The sequence below is a fragment of the Streptomyces pseudoechinosporeus genome (assembly GCF_054783935.1).
In genome coordinates this window covers 282,670-301,332 of record NZ_BAAGPS010000012.1, presented here as the reverse complement: position 1 = coordinate 301,332, position 18,663 = coordinate 282,670, and the positions used below count along the sequence as shown (strand labels likewise).

Annotated in this window: 16 protein-coding genes; 6 read left to right on the top strand and 10 right to left on the bottom strand. The window is 71.3% G+C overall.

Annotated features, from left to right (window positions below; translation table 11 throughout):
• Window positions 1-7: 7 nt before the first annotated feature.
• On the bottom strand, window positions 8-550 hold the full coding sequence (locus ACYVO6_RS19015) for an ATP-binding protein (RefSeq protein ID WP_461062576.1): 543 nt from the start codon (window positions 548-550) through the stop codon (window positions 8-10).
• A gap of 185 nt (window positions 551-735) precedes the next feature.
• Window positions 736-1,059 (bottom strand): hypothetical protein, encoded by a 324-nt coding sequence (locus ACYVO6_RS19010; RefSeq protein WP_461062575.1) that lies wholly within the window; start codon window positions 1,057-1,059, stop codon window positions 736-738.
• A 368-nt stretch (window positions 1,060-1,427) separates the two neighbouring features.
• On the opposite strand from ACYVO6_RS19010, the gene cds1 reads away from it, so the two are divergent.
• On the top strand, window positions 1,428-2,525 hold the full coding sequence (gene cds1 / locus ACYVO6_RS19005) for an L-cysteine desulfhydrase Cds1 (protein ID WP_461062991.1): 1,098 nt from the start codon (window positions 1,428-1,430) through the stop codon (window positions 2,523-2,525).
• A gap of 45 nt (window positions 2,526-2,570) precedes the next feature.
• Here cds1 and ACYVO6_RS19000 read toward each other — a convergent pair whose 3' ends face one another.
• Together ACYVO6_RS19000 and ACYVO6_RS18995 are read right to left on the bottom strand one after the other, a co-directional pair.
• Entirely contained in the window at window positions 2,571-3,050 is a 480-nt protein-coding gene (locus ACYVO6_RS19000) for an SRPBCC family protein (protein WP_461062574.1), read from the bottom strand.
• A gap of 97 nt (window positions 3,051-3,147) precedes the next feature.
• The gene (locus ACYVO6_RS18995; protein ID WP_033318559.1) at window positions 3,148-3,978 is read right to left on the bottom strand and encodes a DeoR/GlpR family DNA-binding transcription regulator; all 831 of its coding nucleotides are present in this window, start codon (window positions 3,976-3,978) and stop codon (window positions 3,148-3,150) included.
• A gap of 309 nt (window positions 3,979-4,287) precedes the next feature.
• Between ACYVO6_RS18995 and ACYVO6_RS18990 the strand changes: the two genes are divergently transcribed.
• Window positions 4,288-6,729, top strand: coding sequence for a hypothetical protein (locus tag ACYVO6_RS18990; protein ID WP_461062573.1), 2,442 nt, complete (start codon window positions 4,288-4,290; stop codon window positions 6,727-6,729).
• On the opposite strand, the gene ACYVO6_RS18985 is transcribed toward ACYVO6_RS18990, so the two are convergent.
• The 4 genes from ACYVO6_RS18985 to ACYVO6_RS18970 all read right to left on the bottom strand — a co-directional run bounded on the left by ACYVO6_RS18985 (window position 6,699) and on the right by ACYVO6_RS18970 (window position 11,448).
• Window positions 6,699-9,143, bottom strand: coding sequence for a right-handed parallel beta-helix repeat-containing protein (locus ACYVO6_RS18985; RefSeq protein WP_461062572.1), 2,445 nt, complete (start codon window positions 9,141-9,143; stop codon window positions 6,699-6,701). The genes ACYVO6_RS18990 and ACYVO6_RS18985 overlap by 31 nt on opposite strands.
• A 180-nt stretch (window positions 9,144-9,323) precedes the next feature.
• Window positions 9,324-9,929 (bottom strand): Rv1733c family protein, encoded by a 606-nt coding sequence (locus ACYVO6_RS18980; protein ID WP_461062571.1) that lies wholly within the window; start codon window positions 9,927-9,929, stop codon window positions 9,324-9,326.
• A gap of 161 nt (window positions 9,930-10,090) precedes the next feature.
• Window positions 10,091-10,915 (bottom strand): MOSC domain-containing protein, encoded by an 825-nt coding sequence (locus tag ACYVO6_RS18975; protein ID WP_461062570.1) that lies wholly within the window; start codon window positions 10,913-10,915, stop codon window positions 10,091-10,093.
• A 65-nt stretch (window positions 10,916-10,980) separates the two neighbouring features.
• Window positions 10,981-11,448 (bottom strand): DUF6643 family protein, encoded by a 468-nt coding sequence (locus ACYVO6_RS18970; RefSeq protein ID WP_461062569.1) that lies wholly within the window; start codon window positions 11,446-11,448, stop codon window positions 10,981-10,983.
• Between the two features lie 299 nt (window positions 11,449-11,747).
• Here ACYVO6_RS18970 and ACYVO6_RS18965 point away from each other — a divergent pair, with 299 nt between their 5' ends.
• Window positions 11,748-13,037: a TerD family protein gene (locus tag ACYVO6_RS18965; protein WP_461062568.1), complete on the top strand. Its 1,290-nt coding sequence runs from the start codon at window positions 11,748-11,750 to the stop codon at window positions 13,035-13,037.
• A 16-nt stretch (window positions 13,038-13,053) separates the two neighbouring features.
• On the opposite strand, the gene ACYVO6_RS18960 is transcribed toward ACYVO6_RS18965, so the two are convergent.
• Window positions 13,054-14,229, bottom strand: coding sequence for a glycosyltransferase (locus ACYVO6_RS18960; RefSeq protein WP_461062567.1), 1,176 nt, complete (start codon window positions 14,227-14,229; stop codon window positions 13,054-13,056).
• 59 nt (window positions 14,230-14,288) lie between these two features.
• On the opposite strand from ACYVO6_RS18960, the gene ACYVO6_RS18955 reads away from it, so the two are divergent.
• Window positions 14,289-15,074, top strand: coding sequence for a glutamate racemase (locus ACYVO6_RS18955; RefSeq protein ID WP_461062566.1), 786 nt, complete (start codon window positions 14,289-14,291; stop codon window positions 15,072-15,074).
• Window positions 15,075-15,170: 96 nt separating this feature from the next.
• A complete protein-coding gene (locus tag ACYVO6_RS18950; protein ID WP_461062565.1) occupies window positions 15,171-15,725 on the top strand; it encodes a hypothetical protein in 555 nt (184 codons plus the stop codon).
• Between the two features lie 10 nt (window positions 15,726-15,735).
• On the opposite strand, the gene ACYVO6_RS18945 is transcribed toward ACYVO6_RS18950, so the two are convergent.
• The gene (locus ACYVO6_RS18945; protein WP_461062989.1) at window positions 15,736-16,800 is read right to left on the bottom strand and encodes an O-antigen ligase family protein; all 1,065 of its coding nucleotides are present in this window, start codon (window positions 16,798-16,800) and stop codon (window positions 15,736-15,738) included.
• Between the two features lie 218 nt (window positions 16,801-17,018).
• Between ACYVO6_RS18945 and lnt the strand changes: the two genes are divergently transcribed.
• Window positions 17,019-18,632 carry an apolipoprotein N-acyltransferase gene (gene lnt / locus ACYVO6_RS18940; RefSeq protein ID WP_461062564.1) on the top strand — a complete coding sequence of 538 codons (1,614 nt, stop codon included), beginning with the start codon at window positions 17,019-17,021 and terminating at the stop codon, window positions 18,630-18,632.
• Window positions 18,633-18,663: the final 31 nt, after the last annotated feature.

The window sequence follows — 18,663 nt, the reverse complement described above, 5'->3', positions numbered from 1 at the left end:
CGCCCGGTCAGCCGGCAACGGCCGACCGGGCGGGAGCGTGCCCGGACCTGACCCCGCCCTCCGCGTGCTCCACCTCCGCGAAGCTGCGGGACACAGCAGACGCAGTCTCCGCGGCTGCCCGGTGCGACGGACAGGCGGGCAGTTCCACCGCGGGGCAGGGCGCCGCGAGCGTGAACCACACGACCTTGCCCGACTCGCCGTCCGGCCGAACCCCCCAGCTCTCGCTCAACGCGGCGACCATCGCGAGGCCGCGACCGCAGGTGGCGGTGACGTCGGCGTCCCGTACCTCGGGAAGTCGGGGATCGTGGTCACGCACCGAGACCGTGAGCCGGTCGAGCAGCAGCTCGATCTCCACGGTGCACAGCTTGTCGGGCTCGGCGTGCCGGTGAACGTTGGTCAACAGCTCGGTCACACCGAGCGCGGCCCGGTCTATCAAGGGGTCGAGATGCCAGTAGCGCAATTGCGCCGAGACGATCCTGCGGACCTGGCCGATCCGCGACGGCAGGGCTTGGAGCTCCACCGTGCAGTGCCTGCTTGGCTGACTGATCACGGCTGCGACTCCCCGAATTGAGGTCCGGAAGAAGACGAGTACGGATCCAGCAGGGTGCCTGCGTGCAACGGCCGCCTGCTGTTCATGACCGGCGCACGCTGCTTCACAGTGTTATCACCGGTAAACCCAGAGTGATGTGGGATCAGCGTGACTCAGGGGATGGGGTCCTGCAACTCGTGGCACTCTCAGTGACCGCGCCCCGCCGCACTGCGCACCGCCTCGATGAACCGGCGGGCGGCGGGCGCTCCGGGCTCCCCGGGAGCGGGGTCGTGTTCGCCCAGGGTGAGCGTGTAGCGGGTGCCGTTGACGTCCGCCAGTGCGCGGTCGTCATGGGCGAACCACGGCTTCGACGCGCGGACCGCCTGCACCGGCGCGCTGTCGATCTCGCTGCCGTAACTGGTGAGCAACTCCAGCCTGCCGTCGCTGATCCGGACCTGTCCGGCCCGGGTGAGCGAACGCAGCCTCTTCCCGATCCGCACGCCCGTGGCCGTGAACTCCGGCTCCGCCATGATGCTCCGCCCCCTTGTGCGCTACGGCTGTGCTCCGGTCCTGATCCAGTGTGCGTCGCGCTCGGGATCGCCGTCTCGTGCTCATGCGTCGGGTTCGCCGTCCCGTGCGGTGCAGTCTGCACGTCCCCCGCGTCGAGCACCAGTGCGCACGCGGGCGTCAGGCGCACGGTCCGGCGCACTCGGGCGGATGCGCCCCCACCGCTGTTGTGCCAGTGATTCCTTTGAGGTGCTCAAAGGTATGTTTATGCAGATGGGAAGCGTGCGGAAGCTGTCTATGATCGAGGCGTCCGACCCGCCGAACCGGCGTCGGCCCACCCTTAAGGAGCCCGGCCGTGATAACCCCACAGCAGGCCCGCACCCACGAGCCGATGGCCACACTCGACGTCGACCACAGCGACACGGAGTACCGGCGCTGGCTCAAGGAAGCCGTACGCAAGGTTCAGGCCGACGCCAACCGCTCCGCCGACACCCACCTGCTGCGCTTCCCGCTGCCCGAGGCGTGGGGCATCGACCTGTACCTCAAGGACGAGTCCACCCACATCACGGGCAGCCTCAAGCACCGCCTGGCCCGCTCGCTGTTCCTGTACGGCCTGTGCAATGGCTGGATCCGGCGCGGCCGACCCGTCATCGAGGCGTCCAGCGGCTCCACGGCTGTCTCCGAGGCGTACTTCGCGAAGCTGATCGGGGTCCCCTTCATCGCGGTCATGCCACGCACGACCAGCGCCGAGAAGTGCCGACTGATCGAATTCCACGGTGGGCAGTGCCACTTCGTGGACGACCCACGCAAGATGTACGAGGAGTCCGCCGCCCTCGCGGCCGAGACCGGCGGCCACTACATGGACCAGTTCACCTACGCGGAACGGGCCACGGACTGGCGCGGCAACAACAACATCGCCGAATCGATCTTCCGTCAGCTGAAGTTGGAGCGCTACCCCGAGCCCGCGTGGATCGTCGCCACGGCCGGCACCGGCGGTACGTCGGCGACCCTCGCGCGCTATGTGCACTACATGCAGTACGACACCCGTATCTGCGTGGCCGATCCGGAGAACTCCTGCTTCTTCGAGGGCTGGACGACGGGCAACGCGGACGTCACCACCGACTGCGGTTCACGCATCGAGGGCATCGGCCGGCCGCGCATGGAGCCGAGCTTCGTACCGGGCGCCGTCGACCGGATGATGAAGGTACCGGACGCGGCGACCGTGGCCGCCGTACGCGCACTGGAACAGTCCATCGGACGTAAGGCAGGCGGCTCGACCGGCACCGGTCTGTGGGGCGCCCTGAAGATCGTCGCCGAGATGGCGGCCACGGGCCGCACGGGAAGCGTCGTCACGCTGCTGTGCGACCCCGGGGACCGCTACCTGGACAAGTACTACTCGGACGAGTGGCTGGCCGGGCAGGGCCTGGACATCGCGCCGTACGCGAAGGCGATCGAGTCATTGCTGGCTACGGGGGTGTGGCCGGACTAGGGGCTGTCCAGGCGCTTTTCGGGGTGCACGCGCGCGTACGCCCCCTCATGCAGACGTTGAGGCAAGCCGCCGGTCCAGCTTCGCCACCGCGTTCCGGAACGCGCGCCCCAGGCCCGGCCGCCCCAGCTTCATGGCGAAGCGGAACGCCGCGGTCCCGTCGGCGGCCCAGGTCCACTGCACCCGCGTACCCGTCCCGTTCGGGGTCAGCCGCCACTCCTCGACGAGGGCACGGACCCCGGGGGCGTTCGTCTCGTCGACGCGGTACGTGTACACCTCGGCGGGTTCGGCCGCGAGCACCGTCTCCTGGAAGCGCGTACCGCCCTTGAGCCGGATCTGCCGCCCGGCGCCGCCCTCGGTCGACCGGGCCAGCGTCACCGCCGAGAACCACTCCGGCCAGCCCGCCACGTCCTCGGCCAGCGCGCGGAACACCGCCTCCGGAGGCGCACTCACCGCTCTCGCGAACACCAGACGCACAGGAGCGGCCTGGACGAAGTCGAGCCCCACCGGGCGCAGTTGGCGAGCCACGTACGAAAACCCCCTCGCGGGAACGGAATCCGGACAGTGTCAAACCCGAGGTGAAATGGTGGAACACGGGCGCACGGTCACGATAACTGGCGGCCCGTCAGATGTCTGTACCCTCCTCGGGCTCGCCCGCCACCACCAGGCGCCGCAGATGCTCGGAGACCTCCGCGCGTGCCTCGGCGGGCAGCCCGGCGTCCGTGACCAGCGTGTCGACTTGCTCCAGCGCGGCGAACGAACTCAGCCCCACCGTGCCCCACTTGGTGTGGTCCGCGACCACGACGACACGCCGCGCGGACTGCACGAGCCGCCGGTTCGTCTCGGCCTCCGCCAGGTTCGGCGTCGACAGGCCCGCCTCGACCGAGATGCCGTGCACACCCAGGAACAGCACATCGAAGTGCAGCGCCCCGATCGCCTGGTCGGCGACCGGTCCCACGAGCGAGTCCGAGGGCGTACGCACACCACCCGTCAGTACGACCGTGGCCGCACCCTGCCGCTGCCCGGAGGTGCGCTGCGCCGCGTGGAAGACGTCGGCCACGCGTACCGAGTTGGTCACCACGGTCAGGTCCGGCACATCGAGGAGCTGATGGGCGAGCGCGTACGTCGTCGTGCCGCCCGACAGGGCGATCGCCGTGCCCGGCGCGACCAGGCTCGCAGCGGCCCGCGCGATGTCCTCCTTGGCGGTCAGCTCCAGTCCCGACTTGGCCTCGAAGCCCGGCTCGTGGGTGCTCGCCTCGACCACCGGGACCGCGCCGCCGTGCACCTTCTCCACCACGCCCTGCCGGGACAGCGCGTCCAGATCGCGGCGGACCGTCATGTCGGAGACGCCGAGCTTCCTGGTGAGTTCGTTGACGCGGACGCCGCCGCGCCGCCGGACCTCGTCGAGGATCAGAGCGCGGCGCTGCTCCGCGAGGAGGTTCTGATTCTCACTCACGCCCGCTCCGGTCCCTTCGCCTCGTCCTGCCCGACACTGTCTCGAACCCCCTCCGGCCCCACCGACCCCCTCCGACGAGGACATTCTCCCCGCCTGAGGCCCCAAGGACGTCTCATCCTCGCATGGGTGACCACCGCCTGCGCCACTGCCTGTACCCACGCGCACACGTCACGCGGGCAACGCAGGGCCGTCACTGTCACACGGATCGGGGAGATTCGGTGACCAGGGGTGCGTACCGGCCCCGGAGCCGGGATTCTTGTACCTGCACATGACACATGCCCACAAGGCATCACGGGGGAAGCGAAGACAGTGGAGCGTTCACAGGAGCGTGCCTCGACGGGACCGGCGACCAGCCCCGAGCGGCGGCCCGAAACGGCCGACACCGCACTTGAACTTCTGGTCCACGGCGTGGGCGGCACCACGCCCGAGGAGATGCTGAACGATCCGCGCACCGTGCGGATCACCGGCGACGAGACGGCCGCCGTCTTTCGCCGTATCGACGACGCCGACGCGGAGAAGCGGCCGGACGACTACCGCGGCAAACCGGTGCCCGAGGCGTACGTATGGTGCAACCTCACCTCCGGAAACGGCGCCCGTGCTTTGTGGCTGCTGCTCCTTCCGTTCATGGTGGTCAATCTCGCCCACTGGATGCGGCCCACGGTGAGCGACAACCGGACGCGGACGGTACGCCTCTACGGCCTGCTCGTCCGGCTGGTGAGCCTCACCCTCACGGTGCTGCTGGTCGCCGCCGCCTGCGAGGTGGCCCTCGACCTGGCCGCCTGGCAGTGCGCGGGCACGCGCGCGTGCGCCGCGGACCACTCCTGGCTGGGCTTCCTGGCGCCCGTCGAGTCCGGCGACGGCTGGTGGAGCCAGCCCGGCCGCCGCCTCGCCCTCGCCTCCCTGGTGCCGGCCGCCCTCACCGGCCTGTTGTGGTACCTCTCCCACCGCACCTGGAGCGCGTACGAGTCCCAGCAGCCGATGACCGACGGGGCCGACCTGGACGAAGACACCAGCCGCCTGGGCCTGGGCCGTCCCGGCTTCTGGTACGGGCGCCGCCTGGTGGCCCGGCTGCGCGCCGCCCACACCGCCGCGGGCCTGCTGACGGTCACCGCCGGCGTCGGCACCTCCGCCGCCCGTCACGACCGCGGGGACGGCGGGCCGGTCGTCCTGGAGGCGCTGGGCTGGCTCCTGAACGCAACCCTCATGGTGGGTGCGGTCGTTGTGGTGTGGGTCGTCTGCCGCAGGGGCCGCAGCGAGCGCCGACTCGACCGGCAGCTCGACGAGGCCCTGGTGCGTTGGCTGCCCATCGGCTCGCTGCTCCTGCTCGCCCTCACCGTCGTGTACGCGGGCTGGTCGCGTCCTCAGTGGCGATCGGTCGAGCGGCTGCCGGGCGACGCAACCTTCGGCGGCATCGTCCTCGTCCAGGGCCTGCTCGTGATCGCGATCGGCGTGGTCGCCCACCTCCTCTACCGCGCCCACCCCGACACCCGCACCGCGATGCGCGGACTGGCCGGGCCCGCCGTCGCCATGCTGGCCTGCGCGCTCGGCGGCGTGTTCTCCGGTGGCGTGGCTCAGCGCGTCGCCGACTGGCTCGACGGCACCGGAGGCTCGATCAAGGGCCCGCCGGTGTTCCTGACCTGGCAGGCGTCCGTCATCCCGCCCCTCCTCGTCGTCCTCCTGGTGCTCTTCGCCTGGCTGGCCCGGCGCACGGTGCAACTGCGCCGCGCCGCGATGAGCGAGGTGGAACAGGACTACGCCTCGGAACCCAAGGACACCGAGCGCACCCGGCGCATCGCGCGCACACGCGCGATGGCCTCGCTCACCGACCGGGCCCCCCGCATCATCGGCATCACCTCCACGGTGACGCTCCTGTTGGGCATCGTGGCCCTCGTGGGCGCCATGACGGCCGACGAAGTACCGGGCGAGGCCGCGCAAGGGACGTACGCCTTCGTGGAGGGCGCGGCCGAGACCGCGCAGGCGCTCGGCTCCTGGCTGATCGGCGTCGGCTTCATACTGTTCGTCACCTGGGGCCGCCGTGCCTACAAGGACCCCTCGGCCCGGCGCACCATCGGCATCCTGTGGGACGTCGGTACCTTCTGGCCGCGCGCGGCGCATCCCTTCGCACCCCCTTGCTACGCCGAGCGCGCCGTGCCCGACCTGACCTGGCGCATGGCCACCTGGACGCGCACCACTGGCGGACGGCTCGTCATCTCCGGGCACTCCCAGGGCAGCGTCCTCGCCGCCGCCGCGGCCTGGCAGCTCACCCCGTCGGTCCGCAAGCGAGTCGCGCTGCTGACCTACGGCTCACCCCTGGAGCGGCTCTACGGGCGCTGGTTCCCGGCCCACTTCGGTCCCGACGCGCTCAGCGGCCTGCACCGCGAGATCGACTGCTGGCGCAATCTCCACCGGGCCACCGACCCCATCGGCGGCCCCGTCCGGCTGCCCGGCGACTGCGGCCCGAAGGTCGACCGCGAGCCGCTCAAGGACCCCCTCGCATACGGCCGCACCGCGGAGCACCCGCTGCCCGCGCCCATCCTCGGGCACTCCGACTACCAGGCGGACCCGGCGTTCGCCGAGGAGCGGCAGCGGCTGCTCACGCGGCTCAGGCCGGATGTGCCGGGACCGCGCCCGGAAGGCGGGTCCCCAGGACCTCATAAGCCTGATCCGGACACGCCGCCCGGCGACGAGCCGCAGCCCGGTCAGGGCGCGGACGGTGCGCCTCAGGGCAACTCGGGCAGGTCCTCGGCGTAAAGCAGGGTGAGGTCGTCCGTGCTCGGCTCGGCGAACTGGGCGACCCGCCCCGCATGCCGCTCCACCATCGCCTCGAACGTCTGCCGCGCGGTGCGGCCGTTGCCGAACGCGGGCCCCTTCGGGATCGCCGTGAAGTACTTCAGCAGCGCCTCGCCCGCGCCCGGCGCCAACCGGTACTCGTGCTCCTCGGCCTGCTGCTCCACGATCCGCAGCAGCTCCTCGGGAACATAGTCACTGAAGGTGATCGTCCGTGAAAAGCGGGATGCCACCCCGGGATTGACGCGAAGGAAGCGCTCCATCTCGGCCGTGTATCCCGCGACGATCACCACCACCGCCTCCCGGTGGTCCTCCATCAGCTTCACGAGCGTGTCAATGGCCTCGCGCCCGAAGTCGCGTCCCGAGTCCTCCGGCGACAGCGCGTACGCCTCGTCGATGAACAGCACGCCGCCGCGCGCCTTGTCGAAGGCCTCCTGCGTACGGATGGCCGTGGAGCCGATGTGCTCGCCGACCAGATCGACCCGGGACACCTCGACGAGATGGCCCTTCTCCAGGACGCCGAGCGAGGCCAGGATCTCGCCGTACAGCCGGGCGACGGTCGTCTTGCCCGTGCCGGGGGAGCCGGTGAAGACCAGATGGCGCCGCACGGAGGCCGCCTTGAGGCCCGCCTGCTGACGGCGGCGGCCCACCTCGATCATGTCGGTGAGGGCCCGCACCTCACGCTTGACGCTGTCGAGGCCCACCAGCGCGTCGAGTTCACCGAGCACGGCCTTCGACGTGCGTGCGGGCTGTTCGGGCTGCGCGGGCGTCTGGGCGGTGACGAGCGGCTCCTGCTCGGTCGTGCGCTGGCCCGGGATGGCGCCCAGCAGACCGGGGGACTGGCTCGTCGTCGCTACGGCCGTCTCCGCTGCCGGAGGCCGCACCCCGGCGCTCTCGTCGCTCGTGCAGTCCTCGACGATGGGCCCGCTGCCGGACGCCTGGTCGCCACCCGCGTCCGCGAACTCGTAACCCCCGCGCGCGCAGCGCTCCGTACGGCACTTCCTGAGCGTCGTACGGCAGCCGTCGATCACATGGAAGCCGTAACCCCCGCTGCCCGTGACCCGGCAGCCGTGGAAGCTGCCGCGGCCCCCGGCCGACACATAGAAACCGGCCTCCGCGGGCGAGTCGACCGTGCAGCGCTCGACGGTGGGGTCGGCGCCCTTGGTCACGATCACACCCGTCTGCGCACCGTCGATGGTGCAGCCCGACAACGTGCCGCCGCTGCCGTGGTCCCGGAACCAGGCGCCCGTCGCGGCGTCCCGGATCCGGCAGTCGTCGAGCTGTGCGGTGGCGCCGTCGCTCACCGACACCGCGGTGTTGCGCACCTGCCACAGATCGCTGTCGACGACATCGGCACGCGAGCCGCGGTCGAGCACGAAGAGGGCGTCCGGCACGTCGTGTACCCGGCACGAGTCGAGCACGACGGTCGCGCCGTCGCTGACCCAGACCGCGGGGTAGTCGCCCGTACTGTCATGGATCTCGCACTGGTTGGCGTCCACGCGGGTGCCGGGGTCCCACACCGAAAGGCCGTTGCGCCCGAACTGCCGCACCGTGGAACGGGTCATCGTGAGGACCGAGCGGGAGCGCAGATCGACCGCGTTCTCCGGGATGTCGTGGATCCGGCAGTCGGCGAGCGTCAGCACGGCGTCCGTGTCGAGCGTGACACCGTCCGCCGTGGTCCGGTGCACCACGCAGTCGGTGAGATGCGCCGTCGCCCGCGCGGTGACCTGGACGCCGCTGCCCCTGACCTCGTACACCTCGCAGCCGACGGCCTCCAGCGCGGAATGCTCACCGGTCACCGACAGGCCCGCCCCCGAGGCGTGGTGCACCCGGCAGCGCTCCAGGCGCGGGTGGGCGGCGCCGCGTACGGCGATGCCGGACTGGCCGGCCGCCACGACCTCGCAGTCCTCGAACACCCCGCCCCCGCCGTCCAGTACGGCGATGCCGACACCCGCCGGATTGTCGACCGTGCAGCGCCGTACGGTCGGACGCGCACCGCCGCGCACCTCGATCCCGGCCGCGGAACGTGTGACGATCCGGATGTCCGTGAGCTCCGGCGCGCCCTCCTCGACGAGCAGCGCGGGCGCCGCCGCGTCCTGGCCTTCCACGAGCAGGTCCTGGACGACGGCGGACGCGCGTACCGTGAGCGGCACACCGTCGACGGGCGCGATGCGCACGGAACCGGGGGAGCCCTCCGGGCCACGCAGGGTCACCGTCCGTTGGACGACGAGGTTCTCCCGGTACGTACCGGGCGCGACGGTGAGCACATCACCGTCGCCCGCGGCCTCCAGGGCGGCGGCGAGCGATGCGTACTCACCCGTGCGGCGTCGCCACCGAGACGTGCCGGTGTGCGTCACCTGGACCGTGCCCTGTGCCATGGCGCTGTTGTGCCCCCACCTCGTCGTACGCGGGTCCTGAGAGGCTCCTCGTCACTCCCCGTCGCCCCCGTCCGGTCAGCTCACGGGGGTTCGGGAACAGCCTCTCACGACGTGCCGAACAGTTCGGCCGGTCCACCGTAGCGTGCGCGGGGAGGGGGAGTTGACCGGAGCGGAAGGCTGTCAGCTGCCCGTGCCGGTCCTGCCCCAGTCCGGTCCGGCCTGCGACCACGCCCGGTCCAGGCGGGCGTACCGGCGCCGCACCATGCGCCACAGGACCAGCCTCCGGGAGCCCTCGACGAGTCCGGCGCAGACGGCTGTCGCGCCGAATCCGGCGAGGACGGCGTGCGTCGTCGCGGTGGCGGTGTCCAGGGGGCGGCCCACTATTCGGCCGTGCTCGTCGGTCCACAGCGTGAACCGGTCGCCGGCTTGCGGGGACTTGAGGGCGGCCATGACCGTGCCCTGCTGCTCGGTGCCGTCCGGGCCCTTCCAGTTGGCGAGCACACGGTTGTGGGAGTCGCGCGCCGAGGACGTCTCGGGGTCGGGGTCCAGCGGGGAGCTGTCCGCCTTCTTGACGACGGTCGCCTCCACCAGGTGACGGTCCAGCCGCTGCTGCCGTACGGACTCCCGCAGGGAGTCCTGGGCGACCGAGCCGACCCAGGCACCGACCACGGGCGCGGCGACGAGGATGAGCAGCAGAGCAGCCATGGCCACCCAGGCCTCGACGAGATCGGTCGTACGGCGCAGCGGATTGCGCCGCCAGCGCCAGAGTCCCCTGATGGCCCGCAATGCCCGCACCCCCTTCCGCGTCCGTGATAACCCTCGGCGGAGCCGTCCACGCATCAGGCCGGGGAAGAGAGAGCGAAAACACCTCTCGCACCGGCCCTTTCATGAACTTCTCACAAGGCCTCAACGGGCGTGCCCGGCGCTGTGGTTCCCCACGCGAGGGTCTATTCGAGGATTCTGACCGGATCTCCGACGCGCACGGTGCCGAGGGACTCCGGCACGAGGTTCTGCCCGAAGACCAGCTTGCCGCCGAAGCGGCGGTGGCGGCCGAGCGTGCGCAGAGGTTCCCCGCCGCGCTCGGCGGTTTCCTGGTCGGTGGTGGTCACGACGCAGCGCGCGCACGGCTTGGCGATCCGGAAGGTGGCCTCGCCGATGGCGATTCTCGCCCAGCCGTCCTCGGCCCAGGTGTTGGTGCCGTCGACGACCACGTTCGGCCGGAAGCGGTTCATGGGGAGCGGGCCCTCGTCGGGCCGGTCGCCCCGCGCTATCAGGGAGTTGAGGGCGTCGAGGGAGGCGAGGGTGGTGAGGAGGAGGGGATAGGCGTCGGCGAAGCTGACGGTCTCGCCCGGACGCGCGTACTCCGGATCGATGGGCCGGCGGGTGGCCGGGTCGTCGAGATGCACGAGACGCACGTCGAGTCCGAGATACTCGCTGAACCAGGCGTGCGCCGCGGCGCCGGCGGGAACCCCCTCCACCTTGTCGCGCGCCATCTCGACCGTCGTCGTGCCGATCGGCTCGGGCACGGGAACGGCCAGCGATTCACGACCGGGCCCGGACAGCAGAACACCGCCGCCGGGCTGTGGCTCGGCGGCGGCCAACGCCATGCGCGGATGCGCACGTTGGGTGATGACCTTACCCGTCTCGTCGATCAGCACCCAACGCCGGTCGCCCGCCAGGCCCCATGGCTCCACGACGGCCTCGCGCGGGGCATGACCCCTGGCCGCCTTGAGCGGATAGACGTGGATCGAGCGCAACACCACCATCGACATGAGGTCATCCTGCCAGCCGGCACTGACAACCTCCGCCGAGGGAGCTGGCAGATCGGAGCGAGACCTCAGTATCCGCCGCGGTATTGCTGCTGCTGTCCGTTGTACGGATCCTGATACGGCGCCGGAGCCGGACGGGGAGCCGCGGGGCGCATCGCCTCGTAGCCCGTACCGCCCGCCATGGGGCGCTGCGGCTGTACCGGACGCTGCGGCTGCTGGCCCTGGGCGCCCGGGTAGCCGCGCGGCCCGGCTGCCTGCTGCTGCGGGATGTACGGCGCGGCGGCCTGCTGCAGCGGCTGGGGTTGCTGGGCCTGCGGATAGCCGTATGTCGGCGTCTGCGGAGAAGGAGCGGCCGGCAGGGCGGGCAGCGCTGCCGGAAGCGCGGGCAGGTGGCTGCCCGTGTCATACGCCGAGGGGACCCGGATCGGCGCGATCTGCGGGGTACCCCGCTCTGCGACGAGCGAGTCGTAGATCGGAGTGTCCGGGAAGGAGGCGGAGTAGTAACCGCCGCCATAGGTGGAGCGGGGGGAGGTCATGGCACATAAGTTAAGCCCACGATGAGCTGGTTGGGGAGACCGATAAGAGGGTTGTTTTTCGTGTCGGCAGTGACAGGCCATCCCCAATGTGAACGAACTTGTCAAAAAGGGGCGGCGGTTGATGTTGAGATCCGGTAAAGGCCGAGTTCCGGGAGGGTTACCGGCGGGTCGGACGACGTTCCCGCGAACCGGGTCATGGGCGTTCGCCGTTCGCTGGAATAGGTTGGCGAAGAACGACTTCATGTACTGAACTGAAGCGCGGTCCGGCGCGGAGACACCCGATGGGGGCGGACATGTCAATGCCTAAAGGTTCGAATGTTCCGGTGCCGACGGCCGGACTTCGCGTCGAATTGGGGTGGGGTTCCGGCCCCGGCGTCCCCGACGCGGATGCCTCGGCGCTGTTGCTGGTCTCCGGAAAGGTCCGGTCGGACGACGACTTCGTCTTCTACAACCAGCCCGCGCACGCCTCCGGAGCTGTACGGCACGAGGGCAAGCGGGACGCCGGCGGGCAGGTGAGTGACACACTGGTCGTCGACCTCGCGCGCGTGGAGCCCGCAGTCGAGACCGTGGTGCTCGTCGCCTCCTCGGACGGCGGCACGTTCGGGCAGGTGCCCGGCCTGTACATCCGGGTCCTCGACGCACAACAGGGCACGGAGGTCGCCCGCTTCGACAGCGAGGGGGCGAGTGTCGAGACGGCCTTCGTGCTCGGGGAGTTCTACCGCCGTCAGGGCGCCTGGAAGTTCCGTGCCGTCGGCCAGGGCTACAGCAGCGGGCTGGAGGGGCTGGCCACGGACTTCGGGATCACGGTGGACGAACCGCAGCAGGCGGCGCCGCCCGCGTCCACGACGCCATCGCCCGTGCCCTCGACGCCACCGCCACCCGCGCCCGCCGCCCCGCCGGTCACGGCCGCGCCCCCGGTGACGCCGCCGCCCGCCCAGCCTGCCGCCCCGGTACGCCTGACCAAGGTCACGCTCACCAAGGAAGCCCCGTCGGTCTCGCTCACCAAGCAGGGCGGCACCTCCGGTGCCATGCGCGTGAACCTCAACTGGCAGGTGCGCAAGCAGTTCTCGGGGTGGCGCAGCAAGCTGGGCCAGGCCGTCGCCATGCACGCGGACCTCGACCTCGACCTGTGCGCCCTGTACGAGCTCTCCGACGGCAACAAGGGCGTCGTCCAGGCGCTGGGCAACGCCTTCGGAGCGCTGCACCAGCCGCCGTTCATCCATCTCGACGGCGACGACCGCACCGGGGCCTCGGCGAGTGGCGAGAACATGAGCATCAACCTCGACCACCAGCAGTACTTCCGCCGCATCCTCATCTTCGTCACCATCTACGAAGGAGCGCGATCCTTCGCCGACCTGGACGCCACGGTGACCCTCCAGCCGCTGCACGGCGCGCCCATCGACTTCTCGCTCGGCGAGTGCACCGTTCCCTCGACGGTGTGCGCGCTGGCTCTCATCACCAACACGGGCAGCGATCTCGTCGTCCAGCGCGAGGCCCGCTTCCTGGTTCCCGAGCGCGGCGTGAGCCCGCAGCGCACCGTCGACTACGCCTACGGGTGGGGCATGAACTGGACCCCAGGCAGGAAGTGACCCCGGAAGTGGCCCCTCACCGCTGCTCGGGCGCCGCATCGGGACGGGTGTAGGTGCGCCCTTTCCATGCGGCGCCGCGCCCCCTGTAGTGCTGCACCGCGGAATCCACCGTCATGAGGAGGTACAAAAACGCGGTGACCGGCAACAACAAGGCGAGCGAGAGCGGCTGTCGGTAGTAGCGGAGCATCGGCAGATACGTCGCTGTCATCAGCAGCCACGCGAGCCCGCCTGCCGTCGCCGCCCCGGCGCTCCCCGCGGTGAGACCCACGCAGAGCGCCACGGGCGGCACCAGGTACACCACCGTGAGGCCCACGACCGTGCCGATCAGCAGCAGCGGGCTGTGCCGCAGTTGGGCGTACGCGCTGCGCGAGACCATCCGCCACAGGTCGTGCAGTCGCGGATAGGGGCGCACGCTGTCGACCTTTTCTGCGAGCCCCAGCCAGATGTGGCCGCCGGAGCCCTTGACCGCCTTCGCGAGCGCCACGTCGTCGATGACGGCGTGCCGGATGGTGTCCGGAATCCGGGCCCGCTCGGCGGCGTCCGCGCGCAACAGGACGCAGCCGCCCGCGGCGGCGGCTGTCCGCGACCCCTTCACGGCGATCCGGCGGAACGGATACAGCTGCGCGAAGAAGTACACGAAGGCGGGCACCACGAGCCGCTCCCAGAGGCTCTCGACCCGCAGCCGCGCCATCTGCGAGACGAGATCGAAGCCTCCGGTGCGGGCCGCGGACACCAACTCCCGCAGGCTGTCCGGGGCGTGGGCGATGTCCGCGTCCGTCAGCAGCAGATATTCGGGTGCACGCGCGCGTGCCAGGCCGATTCCGTGCCGTACGGCCCAGAGCTTGCCCGTCCAGCCCGCGGGCGGCTCCCCGGGCGAGCCGACGGTCAGCGGCAGCCCGCCGTGCCGCTTGGCCAGTTCACGGGCCAGTTCACCGGTGCCGTCCGAACTCCCGTCGTCGACCAGGAACACCTCGGCCCGCCCCGGATAGTCCTGCGCGAGGAGCGACGGCAGGCTGCGCGGAAGTACGGCGGCCTCGTCCCGCGCCGGAACGACGACGCAGACGTACGGCCAGTCCTCCGGCTCCCGGCGCGGCGGCAACCGCAGATCCGTACGCCAGAAGAAGCCCTGACCCAGCAGCAGCCACAACCATGCGGCGAGCGATCCGGCGGCGGTCCACACAAGGGCGTTCACGGGCCGCAGTCTGCCCCACCCACGGGGGCCCGTTGGGGCGGATCGTCTATGGTGACCGGGTGAAGATCGCGCTCATGGACTCCGGAATCGGACTGCTTCCCGCTGCTGCCGCGGTACGCCAGCTGCGGCCCGACGCGGATCTCGTGCTCTCCTGGGACCCTGACGGGATGCCCTGGGGACCGCGCACTCCGGAGGACATCACGGCGCGCTCGCTGGCCGTTGCCGAGGCCGCCGCCAGGCATCGTCCCGATGTCCTGATTGTCGCCTGCAACACCGCATCGGTGCATTCTCTGCTGGCGCTGCGTGCCCGTTTCGAGCCGGACCTGCCGATCATCGGCACCGTTCCGGCGATCAAGCCGGCCGCCGCGGGTGGCGGACCCGTCGCGATCTGGGCGACGCCCGCCACCACCGGCAGCCCCTACCAGCGCGGTCTCATCCAGGAGTTCGCCGACGGTGTGGCCGTCACCGAGGTGCCGTGCCCCGGCCTCGCCGACGCCGTGCACCATGCGGACGAGTCGGCCATCGATGCCGCGATTGCCGCGGCTGCCGCGCTCACCCCTGACGACGTAACGACCGTTGTCCTGGGCTGCACCAATTACGAGCTGGTCGCCCAGCGCATCCGCGCGGCCGTGCAGAAGCCAGGCCTCCCGCCGCTCGTCCTGCACGGTTCCGCTGGTGCCGTCGCCGCCCAGGCGCTGCGCCGGATCGGCGAGCGCCCGGCTGCCGAGGCTGCCGCCGACCCTGCCCTCACGGTGATCCTCAGCGGACGCGAGGGCGCTCTGCCCGCGCCGGCTCTGACGTACGCGGAAGGCCTCCTCCTCCACGCCGTCAGCCCCGCGCGCTGAACGTCTCGCCACGAACCGGACACCTGACGTCCACCCGGACCAGTAACTGTCCGCAACCCGATGCCCGCGCTGCGGAATCTGAGTAGTCTCAAAGTCATGAGGTACCCCCACGGCGAGAAGGACGCTGACGACGTCCCGCCTCCCGAGGTCTGGCACGGCCGCGCGGCCAACCGCGTGCAGTGGCTGCTCGCGCTGGGCGGCGCCGGCTGCATGGCCCTGGGTATCGAGCTGGCCGTCGACTCGGCCTGGACGTCGGGCATCGTGCCGCTCCTCATGTCCGTGGTCGGCTGCATCGCCGGGGGACTCCTGGTCCTCTTCGGCACGCTCGCGTTCGTGCACGTCGCCGTGAAGGTCGACAAGGAGTGCTTCGAAGTGCGCTGCGGACACATGGGCCTGCCGCGCCGCCGGATCCCCCTCTCCCACATCATCGGCGCGGACTTCCTGCCCCGGGTCACCCCGCGCCAGTGGGGCGGCTGGGGCTACCGCTGGCGGCCCGAGAAGGGGACCGCTGTAGTCGTACGGCGCGGTGAGGGCCTGGTGCTGCGGCTCGGCGACGGCCATTCGTTCACGGTCACGGTGGACAACGCGGAGGCGGCCGTACGGGTCATCCGGGCCCGTCTCGCGGCGATGACTCGGGGCACCGCGCTCTGACGCCGCCCGGTCACGGGCCTGATCGGCCGCTGCGGGTGTGCCCGACCTCGTCCACCGCGCTCTGCGGCACCTCGGGCAGGGGACGGGCCGTGGCGAGCCCCGCGAGCAGTCCCGCGCCAGCCGTCACCGTGGGGAAGCTCAGTGCGTTGCCGATCGCGGCGATCGCGGCCAGCGCCGTGAGCGCGGCGCCTGCGGTGAGCGCGACCGACGTGGGGCGAGGCGTGCGCCACAGCGCGTACAGGACCCAGCAGAACACCGCCGCGAGCAGAACCACACCGATGAGCCCCTGCTCGGCCGCTTGCTGAAACGGCGCGGAGTACGGCTTGCCGTCCGTCGGCGGCGACTGCGTGACCGTCGGACTCAGCTCCGGGAACCGTCCCGGGCCGACGCCAAGGCCTGGCTCCTGGTGGGCCATGTCGAGCGCGTCGCGCCACAGCTGGACCCGCTGCTGCGTGAGCTGTCCTTCCAAGGCGGAGGTCAGGCCGTCCGGCAGCACGTTCTCGGCGACGGCCCAGGTCGCGCCGGTCACCAGGCCCGCGGCGAGGGCGAGGCCCGCGAGTCCCAGCGTGCGGCGCATGCGGTCGGCGGCGAGGGAGCACAGCAGTACGCCCGCACAGGCGATACAGCCCGCCGTCGAGCCCAGGACGGCCGAGGCCACTGCGATCCCGGCGGCCAGCAGCCGCAGCCCGAGCCGCAGTGCCGGCGGGCGTGCCGCCCAGGCCGCACAGCACGCGGCCCCCGCGGAGAGGGTCAGCAGAGCCGCGGTGGAGCCGGTCTGCCCGAGCGGCGAGATGACCTGCGGCCCTGGTGCCGTGTTCGGGGCGGCGATCGCGAGGCCAAGACCGGCAAGCGCACCCGCGCCAGGAGCGGCGACCGGCAGGTACGAACCACACATCCGCCCCGAGGCATAACCGGCGGCCACGGCGAGCACCGCGAGCAGCACCCCCTCGGGCCGGCCACCGTGCACCGAGGCGGTGATCACGGACCAGGTCGCGCAGGCCCCGAGCACGATCACGCCCGCCACGTCCGAAACGGTGCGTCTGCCGTGCGCCGGCACCGGCTCGGCCGACGCCATCCCCGTGGACCCCACCCGCCGCCCCCCGACCCATGACGGACCCCGACCGAATGGCCGGATACGGCCGTACGTGAGGGGCTTCGGCACACCGTAACGGGTGGTGCGCCGCTTTGTGGACGAGTTGCGCAGAAACGATGCAGCTGTCGGGTGGAGCCGCCTGGCCAGGGGCGGATGGGCCGCGCTGTCGGTGGCCAGGTCACGCGCCGTACACTCCCCGAGTGACCGCCACAGCAACATCCGTAGACCAGCCGGAACAGCTCGGACCGCAGGACCGGCCCGCATCGCGCGGGGCACGGCTGGTCCAGCGGTTCGGTCCGGCCGTCGTCGCGGCGCTCTCCGGAGTGCTCCTCTACGTCAGCTTTCCGCCGCGCACCCTGTGGTGGCTCGCCCTCCCCGCCTTCGCGGTCTTCGGCTGGTGCCTGCGCGGCCGCACCTGGAAGGCGGGCCTACGGCTCGGCTACTTCTTCGGTCTCGGCTTCCTGCTGCCCCTGCTCGTATGGACCGGGGTGGAAGTCGGGCCCGGGCCGTGGCTGGCCCTCGTCGTCATCGAGGCGGTGTTCGTCGCGCTCGTCGGCGCCGGCATCGCGGCGGTGTCGAAACTGCCCGGCTGGCCCGTGTGGGCGGCTGCCCTGTGGACCCTCGGCGAGGCGGCACGCGCGCGCGTGCCGTTCAGCGGCTTCCCCTGGGGCAAGATCGCCTTCGGCCAGGCGGACGGGATCTTTCTGCCGCTCGCGGCGGTCGGCGGCACTCCGGTGCTCGGCTTCGCGGTCGTCCTGTGCGGCTTCGGGCTGTACGAGATCGTCCGCCAGGTCATCGAAGTGCGGCGCACCCATGTCGTACGACGCGGGGCCGCCGCCGCGGCACTGCTCAGCTTCGTACTCCCCATAGGGGGCGCTTTCGCCGCACGCCCCCTGGTCAGCGACACGGCGGAGGACGGCACCGCGACCGTCGCCGTCATCCAGGGCAACGTCCCGCGCGCGGGCCTCGGCTTCAACGCCCAGCGGCGCGCCGTGCTCGACTACCACGCCCGGGAGACCGAGCGCCTGGCCGCGCAGGTCAAGGCAGGCGAGGTCCCCCAGCCGGACTTCGTACTGTGGCCGGAGAACTCCTCCGACATCGACCCGTTCAGCAACCCCGACGCGCACGACGTGATCGAAGCGGCCGTCAAGGCGATCGGCGCGCCCATCTCGGTCGGCGGCGTCGTCGAGAAGAACGGCAAGCTCTACAACGAGCAGATCCTGTGGAACCCCGACAAGGGGCCCGGCGACACCTACGACAAGCGGCAGATCCAGCCGTTCGGTGAGTACCTCCCGCTGCGCTCGCTCGTCGGCGCCATCAACGAGGACTGGACGTCCATGGTGCGCCAGAACTTCAGCCGGGGCAGCGAGCCGGGCGTGTTCACCATGGCGGGCACCAAGGTCGGGCTCGCGACCTGCTACGAGGCCGCCTTCGACTGGGCCGTGCGCGACACGGTCACCGACGGCGCCCAGATGATCTCCGTACCGAGCAACAACGCCACGTTCGGCCGCAGCGAGATGACCTACCAGCAGCTCGCCATGTCCCGGGTCCGCGCCGTCGAGCACAGCCGCACCGTCACCGTCCCGGTCACCAGCGGCGTCAGCGCCGTGATCATGCCCGACGGGAAGATCACGCAGCGGACCGGCATGTTCGTGGCGGACTCGCTGGTCCAGGAGGTGCCGCTGCGCTCTTCGCAGACTCCGGCCACGCGTCTCGGCGTACTCCCGGAGGCGTTGCTCGTGCTGGTCGCCGCCGGCGGCCTCGGCTGGGCGGTGACGGCGGGAGTCCGCGCCCGACGCGCCGGTGACGTGTAGCCGTACGCCGGTCGTACGCGCCCTGCACCTC